Consider the following 13,202-nt stretch of genomic DNA (forward strand, 5'->3'; position numbering starts at 1 on the left):
CGCGCTTTGGCTATCGAGTAAAAATAATTCTCATTTAGTTCAGGATCACCAGCGCCGGGAATTCCTGCAGGCGCGCCGAGGTGATGTGAGCGAGGGAACGCACCACGTCCAGTGGCTGGTCGAGGCGGTAATTGCCAGTCACGGCGACATCAGCCAACTGCTCGTTGGTGTTGATGATCCAGCCCGGATAGTAGCGGCGCAGTTCGGCCAGCACCTGATTCAGCGGACAGTTCTCGAACACCAGTCGGCCTTGCACCCAGGCCAGATCGGTCGATGCATCGAGTTTGGCCGGGCGGTCGAATCCGTTGGGGCCGATGCGAATACTTTCACCGGCAGACAAACGCACCCGGGCATCGTTATGCGTAGCGCGCAAATCGACATCGCCGCGTTGCACGTTGACCTGCGCTACGCCGTCCAGGTAACGCACGGCGAAGGCGGTGTCATGCACGCTGGCCTTGACCGGGCCTGCGTCGATTTCCAGCGGTTGCTTGCGGCTGCCGGCAACCTCGAAAAACGCCTCGCCCTGGAACAACCGCGCGACGCGCTGTTGATCGTTGATGGTGCTGGAGAATGCCGAATTGGTGTTGAGCAGGACTTTCGAGCCGTCCTCCAGTTGCAGACGCTGACGCTCGCCGACCACGGTCAGGTGATCGGCCTGGATGCGCAGGGGCACATTGCTGAAACTGAACAGACCGAGCAGCAATACCGCGGCGGTGGCCAGTGGTTTCCAGTGTGGACGCAGACGGCTGAGGACGCTGACTTTCGCAGGCGCCGCCGCCAGGGTTTGCGCGCACTGAGCGATCTGCGGGCCATCCCAGATCGCCTGGGCTTTGGCGAACGCCTCGGCATTCAACGGATCGGCCGCCAGCCAGGCATGAAATTGCCGGGTCTGTTCCTCGTCCGGGCTGCCGAGCACGATGAGCCAGTCCAGTGCCTGGTCCATTGCGTTTGCAGCGTCCCGCGCCGATTCCGGCGAAGGCGAGCGGTGGGTGTCCGTCACGGTGTTTCCTCGGCAGTGTCTGCGCACGGCTGTTTTTTTAGTGAAGCGTAAAAGTCGGGCAAGGGTAACAAAGCACAAAGCTCAGTGCAGTCGAACCTGGCGCTTACGGAAAGAGCCTACAGCCTCAGTCGCCATTCAAGCGTTCGGCGACACCGATGCAAATGGTCATGATCAGTTTCAATTCTTTTTGCACGGTGCTGAGCGACACCTTCAGTTCGTCGGCGATTTCCTGATAGCTGTGCCCGTGCAGACGGCTGAGGATGAAAATCTGCTGCTGACGGGGGCTCAATTGACTGAGACTCACGTTCAAGCGTTCGAGCAATTGTTCGGCGTGGGCGGCGTCTTCGGCGCTGCTGGCAGGGGCGGCGATGCTGTGCACGACGTCCTGCGGCACGTCATCGACCATGGTGCGCGAATGGATCTTGCGCGCACGCAAATGATCCAGCGCCAGATTGCGCGCGGTCTGGAAGACAAAGGGTTCGAGGTGGTCGATGGCCCGCTCGCTCAGCGCCCGCGTCACGCGCAGGTAGGTTTCCTGCAACAGGTCTTCAGCGGTGCTGTGATTGTTGACCATCCGTTCCAGCGTGCGCAGCAACGAAGTGCGCTGGGTGAGGAAGACATGGTTGAAGCGCGATTGACTCACGGGAGGACCTGATCCATTTGAGGCGAATGATAATGCTTATCATCCAGTCAAATGGTCAAGCCTTGATTTCAGATTGAAATCGCCAACCTGTGGGAGCGGGCTTGCTTGCGAAGGCGTCGTGTCAGGTGACTCATCGATCGATTGAACCACCGCTTTCGCGAGCAAGCCCGCTCCCACATGGGGAGTGCGGCTTACTCCGCGTTGCACAACGCCAGGCAGTTATCCAGCATGCGGTTGGAGAAGCCCCACTCGTTGTCATACCAGGCCAGCACCTTCAGCAGTTTGCCGCTGGATTTGGTGTGGTTGGCGTCGAAGATCGACGACAGCGGGTTGTGGTTGAAGTCGCTGGAAACCAGCGGCAAGGTGTTGTAGCCGAGAATTTTCGAATGCTGGCTGGCAGCCTTGAGCAGCGCGTTGACTTCCTCGGCGCTGGCTTCTTTCTTCAACTGCACGGTCAGGTCCACCAGCGACACATTGATCACCGGTACACGCACGGCCATGCCGGTCAGTTTGCCGGCCAGTTCCGGCAGCACCAGGCCCACCGCTTCAGCGGCGCCGGTTTTGCTCGGGATCATGTTCTGAGTGGCCGAGCGCGCGCGGTACGGGTCGGTGTGGTAGACGTCGGTCAGGTTCTGATCGTTGGTGTAGGCGTGAATGGTGGTCATCAGGCCGCTTTCGATCCCCAGCTCGCGGTGCAACACCTGCGCCACAGGCGCCAGGCAGTTGGTGGTGCACGAAGCGTTGGAGATGATCTGGTGCGACTGGCGCAGAATGTCGTGGTTCACACCATAGACCACGGTGGCGTCGGCGCCTTTGGCCGGGGCCGAGATGATGACTTTGCGCGCGCCGGCAGTAATATGCGCGGCGGCTTTGGCACGGTCGGTAAAGAGCCCGGTGCATTCGAACACCACGTCAATTTTTTCCGCCGCCCATGGCAGTTCGGCCGGGTTGCGAATGGCACTGACGGCAATGCGGTCGCCGTTGACGGTCAGGCTTTCGTTGTCATGCGCCACTTCGGCGTCGAACGTGCCATGAACGGTGTCGTATTTGAGCAGATGCGCGTTGATCGAGCTGTCGCCCAGATCGTTGATGGCGACGATCTGCAAATCCTGTCGGTAGCCTTGGGTATACAGTGCGCGCAGGACATTACGGCCGATGCGGCCAAAACCATTGATTGCGATTCGAAGAGTCATGAAACAGCGCCGCCGTCGTTTTGTTGTTGGAATTACAAGATTATTCGCATAAAAATAGAAAACAAGCCTTTTTAGTGGCAATATTTTGTTTTATCTACAACGAGTGACCTGAATCAACTGGTCCGAATGATCAAAAACACCGTCTGTCATTCCAACAACAACGGTGTTTGATCAGCATAGACAATCAGGTCGCCACATCCGTTAGCCTGGAGTTCTACACATGCATCCCCGCGTCCTTGAGGTCACCGAACGGCTTATCGCCCGCAGCCGCGCCACGCGTCAGGCTTACCTTGCACTGATTCACGGCGCCGCGACTGACGGGCCGATGCGCGGCAAGCTGCAATGCGCCAACTTCGCCCACGGCGTGGCCGGGTGCGGCAGCGAAGACAAGCACAGCCTGCGGATGATGAACTCGGCGAATATCGCCATTGTTTCTTCATATAACGACATGCTCTCGGCGCATCAGCCGTACGAAGTATTTCCGGAACAAATCAAAAATGCCCTGCGCGAAATCGGCTCGGTCGGCCAGTTTGCCGGCGGTACTCCGGCGATGTGCGACGGCGTGACCCAAGGCGAGCCGGGCATGGAGTTGAGCCTGCCGAGCCGCGAAGTGATCGCCATGTCCACGGCGGTGGCGTTGTCGCACAACATGTTCGACGGCGCGCTGATGCTCGGCATCTGCGACAAGATCGTGCCGGGCCTGATGATGGGCTCGCTGCGATTCGGCCACCTGCCGACGATCTTCGTCCCGGGCGGGCCGATGGTTTCGGGCATTTCCAACAAGGAAAAAGCCGACGTGCGCCAGAAGTACGCCGAAGGCAAGGCGACCCGCGAAGAGCTGCTGGAATCGGAAATGAAGTCCTACCACAGCCCGGGCACCTGCACCTTCTACGGCACGGCCAACACCAATCAGTTGCTGATGGAAGTCATGGGCCTGCACCTGCCGGGCGCCTCCTTCGTCAACCCGAACACACCGCTGCGCGACGCCCTGACCCGCGAAGCCGCGCATCAGGTCACGCGCCTGACCAAACAGAACGGCAACTTCATGCCGATCGGCGAAATCGTCGACGAAAAGTCGCTGGTCAACTCGATCGTCGCCCTGCACGCCACCGGCGGTTCGACCAACCACACCCTGCACATGCCGGCCATCGCCATGGCGGCGGGCATTCAATTGACCTGGCAAGACATGGCCGACCTCTCCGAAGTCGTGCCAACCCTCAGCCACGTCTATCCGAACGGCAAAGCCGACATCAACCACTTCCAGGCGGCGGGCGGCATGTCGTTCCTGATCCGTGAACTGCTCGAAGCCGGGCTGCTGCACGAAGACGTCAACACCGTGCTCGGCCATGGCTTGAGCCAGTACACCAAAGAGCCGTTCCTTGATAACGGCGAACTGGTCTGGCGCGAAGGCCCGAGCGAAAGCCTCGACGAAAATATTCTGCGTCCAGTGGCCCGTGCCTTCTCCTCGGAGGGCGGTCTGCGGGTGATGGAAGGCAACCTCGGACGCGGCGTGATGAAGGTGTCCGCCGTGGCGCTGGAAAACCAGATCGTCGAAGCACCGGCCATGGTGTTCCAGGATCAGCAGGACCTGGCCGACGCGTTCAAGGCCGGTTTGCTGGAGAAGGATTTTGTCGCGGTGATGCGCTTCCAGGGGCCGCGTTCCAACGGCATGCCGGAACTGCACAAGATGACGCCGTTCCTTGGCGTGCTGCAGGATCGTGGCTTCAAAGTCGCGCTGGTGACTGACGGGCGCATGTCCGGCGCCTCGGGGAAAATCCCGGCGGCGATTCACGTCAGTCCTGAAGCTTATGTCGGTGGGGCTTTGGCGCGGGTGCAAGAGGGCGATATCATCCGCGTCGATGGCGTCAAAGGTACTTTGGAACTCAAAGTGGACGCCGAAGAATTTGCCGCGCGCGAACCCGCCAAAGGCCTGTTGGGCAACAACATCGGCAGCGGTCGCGAACTGTTCGGCTTCATGCGTATGGCCTTCAGCTCGGCGGAGCAGGGCGCCAGCGCCTTCACTTCTGCCCTGGAGACGCTTAATTGAAACTGGCTTTGGTCGGTGACATCGGAGGCACCAACGCGCGGTTTGCGTTGTGGAAAAACCAGCAGCTGGCATCGGTTCAGGTGCTGGCCACAGCCGACCATGCCAGCCCGGAAGAGGCAATCAGCCTGTACCTGAGCGGCCTCGGTCTGGCGCCGGGTTCGATCGGTTCGGTGTGCCTGTCGGTGGCCGGCCCTGTCAGTGGCGATGAATTCAAGTTCACCAATAATCACTGGCGCCTTAGCCGCACGGCGTTCTGCAAGACCTTGCAGGTCGAGCAACTGCTGCTGATCAACGACTTCTCGGCGATGGCGTTGGGCATGACCCGATTGCAGCCCGGCGAATTCCGCGTGGTGTGCGAAGGCACGCCGGAGCCGTTGCGTCCGGCCGTGGTGATCGGCCCAGGCACAGGCCTTGGCGTCGGCACCTTGCTCGATCTCGGTGACGGTCGTTTTGCCGCGTTGCCGGGCGAGGGCGGTCACGTTGATCTGCCGTTGAGCAGCCTGCGTGAAACCCAGTTGTGGCAGCACATCCATAACGAGATCGGCCACGTCAGCGCGGAAACCGCATTGAGCGGCGGCGGCTTGCCTCGGGTTTACCGGGCGATCTGCGCGGTGGATGGGCATGAGCCAACACTCGATACGCCGGAAGCGATCACCGCTGCAGGATTGGCGGGTGACCCGATTGCCCTGCAAGTGCTGGAGCAATTCTGCTGCTGGCTCGGGCGTGTGGCCGGCAACAACGTGCTGACCACGGGCGCGCGCGGCGGGGTATTCATCGTTGGCGGCGTGATTCCACGCTTTGCCGATTTCTTTGTCCAAAGCGGTTTCGCCCACAGCTTTGCCGACAAGGGTTGCATGAGCGATTACTTCAAGGGCATTCCGGTGTGGCTGGTGACAGCGCCGTATTCCGGCCTTGTCGGTGCCGGTGTGGCCCTCGATCAATCGATTCGGGCCTGAAACACGGCCAGAAATGTGGGCGCGGGCTTGCTCCCACAATGGTTCTGTGGTGTTTGTACGTTCGATGCTTGAGGCATAATCCGCCCCAATTCCAACAACAAGGATGCCTTCGAAGTGAGCTCAGTCAACAAGTCGATTTTGTTGGTCGATGACGACCAGGAGATACGCGAGTTGCTGGACACCTACCTGACCCGCGCCGGGTTTCAGGTCCGGGCCACAGCCGATGGCGCCAGTTTTCGTCAGGCGCTCAACGAGGCGCCGAGCGATCTGGTGATCCTCGATGTCATGCTGCCCGATGAAGACGGTTTCAGCCTGTGCCGCTGGGTGCGTCAGCATCCGCGTCAGGCGCAGGTGCCGATCATCATGCTCACCGCCAGTTCCGACGAAGCCGATCGAGTGATCGGTCTGGAACTGGGCGCCGACGATTACCTTGGTAAACCGTTCAGCCCTCGTGAGCTGCAAGCACGGATCAAAGCCTTGCTGCGTCGTGCGCAATTCGGTCAGGAGCGCAGCGGCAGTGAAGTGCTGGCCTTCGATGAATGGCGGCTGGACATGGTCAGCCATCGGCTGTTCCACACTGACGGTGAGGAAGTGATTCTTTCCGGCGCCGATTTCGCCTTGCTCAAACTGTTCCTCGATCACCCGCAGGAAATCCTCGACCGCGACACCATCGGCAACGCCACCCGTGGCCGTGATCTGATGCCCCTCGATCGTATCGTCGACATGGCGGTCAGCCGTTTGCGCCAGCGCCTGCGCGATACGGAAAAACCGCCGCGACTGATCCGCACGGTGCGCGGCAGCGGCTACCAATTGGCAGCCAATGTGGTTGCCGGCAATGGTCACTGAGTCCCTGCGCAAGCTCGCAGCCAGAGCGCCGGTGCCGCGTTCGCTGTTGGGGCGTATGTTGTTGCTGACGCTTCTGGCGATGCTGTTCGCCCAGACGTTGTCGAGTGTGATCTGGGTATCGCAACTGCGTGCCACGCAACTGGAAGGCTTGGTCACCAGCGCCCGCAGCCTGGCGCATTCGATGACGGCCAGCGTCAGTTATTTCCGTTCGCTGCCGGTGGCGTATCGGCCGCTGGTGCTCGACCAGTTGCGCAGCATGGGCGGCACCCGTTTTGTCGTGACGCTCAACGACAAACCGCTGGGCATGGACGTGTTGCCGGTCACGCCGCGTAAAGCCGCCGTGATGAAAGCCGTGGATGAAGTGCTGCGTCAATCGCTGGGACAGGACACCGACATTTCCGTGAGTTTCGTCAGCCCCGAGGATCTGCGGATTTTCAACGCGGGGCTCAAACTCGATGAGTTGCCGCGCTCCTGGGCGCATTACGCGCTGACGCTGGAACCGGTCAATCCGCCCGTGCTGGTCACCCAGATTCAAATGGCGCCGGGCGAATGGCTGTACATCGCCTCCTTGTTGCCCGAGCCCTACACCAGTCTTGAAGAGCAAGGCCTGCCGTCGCAGCAGGTGTGGTTCATCGTCCTCACCAGCGGTTTTCTGCTGTTGTTCATCGGTTTGCTGGTGCATTGGCAAAGCCGACCGCTCAAGCGCCTGGCGCGGGCCGCGCGGGAGATGTCGCTGGGCGCCGATGTCGAACCGGTGGCCGAGGGCGGCGGCAGTGAAGTGGTCGAGGTGGGCCGTGCGTTCAACGCCATGCGCGAGCGCATCAGCCGTTATCTGACCGAACGCAGCCAGTTGTTCAGCGCGATTTCCCATGACCTGCGCACACCGATCACCCGCCTGCGCTTGCGCGTCGAGTTGCTGGAAGACGAACAGTTGCAAGCCAAGTTCGGTCGCGATCTCGACGAGCTGGAATTGCTGGTCAAAGGCGCATTGCAATGCGTGAAAGACACCGACATCCACGAGAACATCGAACCGGTGGATCTCAATCATGTGCTCGATTGTCTGGTGGAGCCGTATCTGGCACCGAACGGCAATGGCCGTGTGACCCAGAACGGACGAGCGCTGGCCGCATATCCGGGCAAACCGCTGGCGCTCAAGCGTTGCATCGGCAACCTGATCGACAACGCGTTGAAGTACGGACAGAACGCCCATCTGCACATCGATGACGACGAGCACGCGTTTGTCCTGCACGTCGACGATGAAGGGCCGGGCGTGCCGCAGCAGCGCCTGGAGCAGGTGTTCGAGCCGCACTTTCGCTTGGCGGGGCAGCAGCAGGGTTACGGATTGGGCTTGGGGATTGCGCGCAACATCGCCCATAGCCATGGCGGTGAGGTGACGTTGCAGAACTTGCGTGAGGGTGGATTGCGGGTGACGTTGCAATTGCCGCGCAGTGCCGACTAGATAGACCGCGTTATCGTTCTTCGCGAGCAAGCCCATTCAACATCGATATCCATGTCACAGGTTGGTGACAAAACCTGTCCCCTTCGTTACAAGCCTGCCCCGGCCCGTTGTTTAGACTGCCCGCCGTCATAACAACAAAAAAGGCCACCCATGGATCTCTTTCACCCAGGCTTCAGCAGTTGGCTGAACGCCCCTGCCCATCAGCAATGGCTCGCCGCCGAAGGCCTGCGCCTGCTGGATTTCGCCAAGGCGGCAAAACTGCCCGAAGGTTTTGGCAATCTCGACGAGCGCGGCCAGTTGCCTGCGAACGCCCAGGCCGAAACCATGAACACCGCACGCATGACCCACAGTTTCGCCATGGCCCACATTCAGGGCCTGCCAGGGTTCGCCGAGCTGGTCGATCACGGCATCGCGGCCCTGCGCGGGCCGTTGCGCGACGCGCTGCACGGTGGCTGGTTCGCGGTCGCCGAACACCGCGATGGCAACACGGGCAAGAACGCTTATCTGCACGCCTTCGTCGCCCTGGCGGCGAGTTCTGCGGTGGTCGCGCAGCGCCCCGGCGCGCAAGCTTTACTCGATGACGCGATCGACATCATCGACACGTATTTCTGGAGCGAAGAAGAAGGCGCCATGCGCGAATGCTTCAATCGCGACTGGAGCGAAGAAGAAGCCTATCGCGGCGCCAACAGCAACATGCACGCCACCGAAGCTTTCCTCGCGCTGGCCGACGTCACGGAAGATCCGCGCTGGCTGGTGCGCGCCCAGCGCATCGTTGAACGCGTGATCCACGGCCATGCTGGCGCCAATGGCTACATGGTCATCGAGCACTTTGACCGCGACTGGCAACCGCTGCGCGAGTACAACCAAGACAATCGTGCCGACGGTTTTCGCCCTTACGGCACCACTCCAGGCCACGGTTTTGAGTGGGCGCGGCTGCTGCTGCATCTTGAGGCCGCGCGGGTGCAGGCCGGTATGCTCACTCCCGGCTGGCTGGCGACCGACGCGCAGAAACTGTTCGAAAACAACTGCCGTCACGGTTGGGATGTCGATGGTGCGCCGGGCATTGTTTACACCCTCGACTGGGACAACAAAGCCGTGGTCCGCCATCGTCTGCACTGGACACATGCCGAAGCCAGCGCCGCGGCCAGTGCCTTGCTCAAACGCACGGGCGAGGCGCAGTACGAAACCTGGTATCGGCTGTTTTGGGATTTTTGTGAAAGCCATTTCATTGACCGCTGCAACGGCAGTTGGCACCACGAACTCGACTCACGGAACCGCCCAAGTGCCGATATCTGGCCGGGCAAACCCGATCTGTATCACGCCTGGCAAGCCGTACTGATCCCTCGTCTACCCTTGTCGCCGAGTATGGCGAGTGCGCTGGCGCAGTTGTCCCAGAGCGCTGCTAGGTGATCAGTCATGTAACCATGTCGTGACATTCGCGCGTCCCTTCGTTACCTGCGAAGCGAAACGTCCTGTTTAAACTCCTGTGCAGCGCAAGCACCAGACTTGCAACGCATAACAACAAGAAAGGTACATCTCAGATGAATGCGATTTCTCGCCTCGCTACTGTCATTTCTGTCGCCTCCCTGTTCCCGCTCGCAATTCTGCCCCTCAGTGTGTCCGCTGCCGAATCCAAAGGTTCGGTGGAAGTCGTGCATTGGTGGACGTCCGGTGGTGAAAAAGCCGCTGTTGATGTACTCAAGGCCCAAGTCGAAAAAGACGGTTTCACCTGGAAAGACGGCGCTGTCGCCGGTGGTGGCGGTGCGACTGCCATGACCGTACTGAAAAGCCGTGCTGTCGCTGGCAACCCTCCAGGCGTTGCCCAGATCAAAGGCCCGGACATCCAGGAATGGGCGTCGACCGGTCTGCTCGACACTGACGTGCTCAAGGACGTCGCCAAAGAAGAGAAGTGGGACAGCCTGCTCGACAAGAAAGTCTCCGATACCGTGAAGTACGACGGTGATTACGTGGCCGTTCCGGTGAACATTCACCGCGTCAACTGGCTGTGGATCAACCCGCAAGTCTTCAAGAAAGCCGGTATCACCAAGAACCCGACCACCCTCGAAGAATTCTACGCCGCCGGTGACAAGCTCAAGGCAGCCGGTTTCATTGCGCTGGCCCACGGCGGTCAGCCTTGGCAGGACAGCACCGTGTTCGAAGCCGTTGTGCTCTCGGTCATGGGTGTTGATGGTTACAAAAAAGCCCTGGTTGATCTGGACAACGCTGCGCTGACCGGCCCGGAAATGGTCAAGGCCCTGACTGAACTGAAGAAAGTCGCGACCTACATGGACGTCGACGGCAAAGGTCAGGACTGGAACCTGGAAGCGGCCAAGGTCATCAACGGCAAGGCCGGCATGCAGATCATGGGTGACTGGGCCAAGTCCGAGTGGACCGCCGCCAAGAAAGTCGCTGGCAAGGATTACGAGTGCGTAGCCTTCCCGGGCACCGACAAGGCGTTCACCTACAACATCGACTCCCTGGCGGTGTTCAAGCAGAAAGACGCCGGCACTGCCGCGGGTCAGAAGGACATTGCCAAAGTCGTGCTGGGTGAGAACTTCCAGAAGGTCTTCAGCATCAACAAAGGCTCGATCCCGGTGCGTAACGACATGTTGAACAACATGGAGAAGCTCGGTTTCGACTCCTGCGCACAAACTGCAGCCAAAGACTTCCTGGCAGACGCCAAGTCCGGCGGCTTGCAGCCGAGCATGGCGCACAACATGGCGACCACGCTGGCGGTGCAGGGTGCGTTCTTTGATGTCGTGACCAACTTCATCAACGACCCGAAAGCCGATCCGGCCGATACCGCCAAGAAACTCGGCGCAGCGATCAAGTCGGCCAAATAAGCGTCGTTAGCACAGGCCCCTCCTGTGGGAGCGGGCTTGCTCGCGAAGGCGTCGTGTCAGTTGCTCCATCCGTCGACTGACATACCGCCTTCGCGAGCAAGCCCGCTCTCACAAGGGATCTCACTGTAGTTTTTATTCCCTGTACTGGATTTCCCCATGAGTTCTGTTGCTGTGTTCAGCAAGGCCTCGCCGTTCGATGCATTGCAACGCTGGCTACCCAAACTGGTGCTGGCGCCGAGCATGTTCATCGTGCTGGTGGGCTTCTATGGCTACATCCTGTGGACGTTCGTGCTGTCGTTCACCACTTCGACGTTCCTGCCCAACTACAAGTGGGCCGGTCTGGCGCAATACGCGCGGTTGTTCGAGAACGACCGTTGGTGGGTCGCAAGCAAGAACCTCGCGGTGTTCGGTGGCATGTTCATCGGCATCACACTGGTGATCGGCGTGTTGCTGGCGGTGTTCCTCGACCAGCGTATTCGCCGCGAAGGTTTCATTCGCACCATTTACCTGTACCCGATGGCGCTCTCGATGATCGTCACCGGTACCGCGTGGAAATGGCTGCTCAACCCGGGCATGGGTCTGGACAAATTGTTGCGTGACTGGGGCTGGGAAGGCTTCCGTCTCGACTGGCTGATCGACCCGCATCGCGTGGTGTATTGCCTGGTGATCGCGGCGGTCTGGCAGGCCTCGGGCTTTATCATGGCGATGTTCCTCGCCGGCCTGCGTGGCGTTGATCAGTCGATCATTCGTGCTGCACAGATCGACGGCGCGAGCATGCCGACCATCTACTGGAAAGTGGTACTGCCAAGCCTGCGTCCGGTGTTCTTCAGTGCGGTGATGATTCTGGCGCACATCGCGATCAAGAGCTTCGACCTGGTTGCAGCGATGACGGCCGGTGGCCCGGGTTACTCCTCCGACCTGCCAGCGATGTTCATGTATTCCTTCACCTTCAGTCGCGGCCAGATGGGCATGGGCTCGGCCAGTGCGATTCTGATGCTCGGTGCGATTCTGGCGATCATCGTGCCTTACCTGTACTCCGAGCTGAGGACCAAGCGTCATGACTAGTCTCGCTGCCAAACCTGCGATCAGCCTGAGCCGCATCGCGATCTACGCGGTGCTGATCCTCGCCGTGTTCCTTTACCTGATTCCGCTGGTGGTCATGCTGTTGACCAGTTTCAAGACCCCGGAAGACATCAGCACCGGCAACCTGCTGAGCTGGCCGACCGTGGTCAGCGGTATTGGCTGGGTCAAGGCCTGGGCCACGGTTGATGGTTACTTCTGGAACTCGATCAAGATCACGGTTCCGGCCGTGATCATCTCTACGGCCATCGGTGCGTTGAACGGTTATGTCCTGTCGATGTGGCGCTTTCGCGGTTCGCAGTTGTTCTTCGGTCTGCTGCTGTTCGGCTGCTTCCTGCCGTTCCAGACCGTGCTGCTGCCGGCCTCGTTCACCCTCGGCAAGATGGGCCTGGCGAGCACCACCACCGGGCTGGTGTTCATCCACGTCGTTTACGGGCTGGCGTTCACCACGCTGTTCTTCCGTAACTACTACGTGAGCATTCCCGACGCGCTGGTCAAAGCTGCACGCCTTGATGGCGCAGGCTTCTTCACCATTTTTCGGCGGATCATTCTGCCGATGTCGACGCCGATCATCATGGTTTGCCTGATCTGGCAGTTCACGCAGATCTGGAACGACTTCCTGTTCGGTGTGGTGTTCTCCAGCGGTGATTCGCAACCGATCACGGTGGCGCTCAACAACCTGGTCAACACCAGCACCGGGGCCAAGGAATACAACGTGGACATGGCAGCGGCGATGATCGCCGGCCTGCCGACCCTGCTGGTCTATGTGGTCGCAGGCAAGTATTTCGAGCGCGGGCTGACGGCCGGCGCAGTCAAGGGGTAATCATGGCTACGCTCGAACTTCGTAACGTAAACAAGACCTATGGTGCCGGCCTGCCGGACACCTTGAAGAACATCGAACTGTCGATCAAGGACGGTGAGTTCCTGATCCTGGTCGGCCCGTCGGGCTGCGGCAAGTCGACCCTGATGAACTGCATCGCCGGCCTGGAAACCATCACCGGCGGCGCGATCATGATTGGCGACCAGGACGTCAGCGGCACGAACACGATGTAGACGCGCAGCCGCATGGTGGGCTACTGCTACTAGCACTAGCCCACCATGGCCGGGTGACAGAACATGGGGTTCGTTGTGATGG

12 protein-coding genes and 1 pseudogene are annotated in these 13,202 nt (G+C 60.2%); 10 read left to right on the plus strand and 3 right to left on the minus strand.

Annotation, left to right across the window (positions count from 1 at the left end; genetic code table 11):
* Positions 1 to 34: 34 nt before the first annotated feature.
* The 3 genes from ACIOWA_RS11205 to gap form a co-directional block, all read right to left on the minus strand.
* Positions 35 to 1,000, minus strand: coding sequence for a FecR domain-containing protein (locus tag ACIOWA_RS11205; RefSeq protein WP_339430954.1), 966 nt, complete (start codon positions 998 to 1,000; stop codon positions 35 to 37).
* 124 nt (positions 1,001 to 1,124) lie between these two features.
* Positions 1,125 to 1,643, minus strand: coding sequence for a sigma-70 family RNA polymerase sigma factor (locus ACIOWA_RS11210; protein ID WP_339430953.1), 519 nt, complete (start codon positions 1,641 to 1,643; stop codon positions 1,125 to 1,127).
* Between the two features lie 191 nt (positions 1,644 to 1,834).
* Complete coding sequence (gene gap / locus ACIOWA_RS11215; RefSeq protein WP_339430952.1) at positions 1,835 to 2,836, minus strand: type I glyceraldehyde-3-phosphate dehydrogenase; 1,002 nt, start codon at positions 2,834 to 2,836, stop codon at positions 1,835 to 1,837.
* A gap of 220 nt (positions 2,837 to 3,056) precedes the next feature.
* Here gap and edd point away from each other — a divergent pair, with 220 nt between their 5' ends.
* The 10 genes and pseudogenes from edd to ACIOWA_RS11265 form a co-directional block, all read left to right on the plus strand.
* Entirely contained in the window at positions 3,057 to 4,883 is a 1,827-nt protein-coding gene (gene edd, locus ACIOWA_RS11220; RefSeq protein ID WP_401159791.1) for a phosphogluconate dehydratase, read from the plus strand.
* Positions 4,880 to 5,839, plus strand: coding sequence for a glucokinase (locus tag ACIOWA_RS11225; protein WP_339430950.1), 960 nt, complete (start codon positions 4,880 to 4,882; stop codon positions 5,837 to 5,839). The genes edd and ACIOWA_RS11225 overlap by 4 nt, the downstream gene beginning before the upstream one ends.
* Positions 5,840 to 5,953: 114 nt before the next feature.
* Positions 5,954 to 6,685: a response regulator gene (locus ACIOWA_RS11230; RefSeq protein WP_221730715.1), complete on the plus strand. Its 732-nt coding sequence runs from the start codon at positions 5,954 to 5,956 to the stop codon at positions 6,683 to 6,685.
* Positions 6,675 to 8,144 (plus strand): ATP-binding protein, encoded by a 1,470-nt coding sequence (locus tag ACIOWA_RS11235; protein WP_221730716.1) that lies wholly within the window; start codon positions 6,675 to 6,677, stop codon positions 8,142 to 8,144. Before ACIOWA_RS11230 ends, ACIOWA_RS11235 begins: the two co-directional genes overlap by 11 nt.
* A gap of 150 nt (positions 8,145 to 8,294) precedes the next feature.
* On the plus strand, positions 8,295 to 9,554 hold the full coding sequence (locus ACIOWA_RS11240) for an AGE family epimerase/isomerase (RefSeq protein ID WP_401159793.1): 1,260 nt from the start codon (positions 8,295 to 8,297) through the stop codon (positions 9,552 to 9,554).
* Between the two features lie 131 nt (positions 9,555 to 9,685).
* The gene (locus tag ACIOWA_RS11245) at positions 9,686 to 10,987 is read left to right on the plus strand and encodes an ABC transporter substrate-binding protein (RefSeq protein ID WP_339430948.1); all 1,302 of its coding nucleotides are present in this window, start codon (positions 9,686 to 9,688) and stop codon (positions 10,985 to 10,987) included.
* 156 nt (positions 10,988 to 11,143) lie between these two features.
* Positions 11,144 to 12,052, plus strand: a complete 909-nt coding sequence (locus ACIOWA_RS11250) for a sugar ABC transporter permease (RefSeq protein WP_339430947.1) — start codon at positions 11,144 to 11,146, stop codon at positions 12,050 to 12,052.
* The gene (locus ACIOWA_RS11255) at positions 12,045 to 12,890 is read left to right on the plus strand and encodes a carbohydrate ABC transporter permease (RefSeq protein WP_401159796.1); all 846 of its coding nucleotides are present in this window, start codon (positions 12,045 to 12,047) and stop codon (positions 12,888 to 12,890) included. Before ACIOWA_RS11250 ends, ACIOWA_RS11255 begins: the two co-directional genes overlap by 8 nt.
* 2 nt (positions 12,891 to 12,892) lie before the next feature.
* Positions 12,893 to 13,093 (plus strand): annotated as a pseudogene (locus ACIOWA_RS11260) (ATP-binding cassette domain-containing protein); the annotation flags it as partial.
* Positions 13,094 to 13,143: 50 nt separating this feature from the next.
* On the plus strand, positions 13,144 to 13,202 hold a 59-nt coding region (locus ACIOWA_RS11265), incomplete at its 3' end, for a hypothetical protein (protein WP_401159823.1).

Source organism: Pseudomonas sp. NPDC087614 (assembly GCF_044743485.1).
GTDB lineage: Bacteria > Pseudomonadota > Gammaproteobacteria > Pseudomonadales > Pseudomonadaceae > Aquipseudomonas > Aquipseudomonas baetica_A.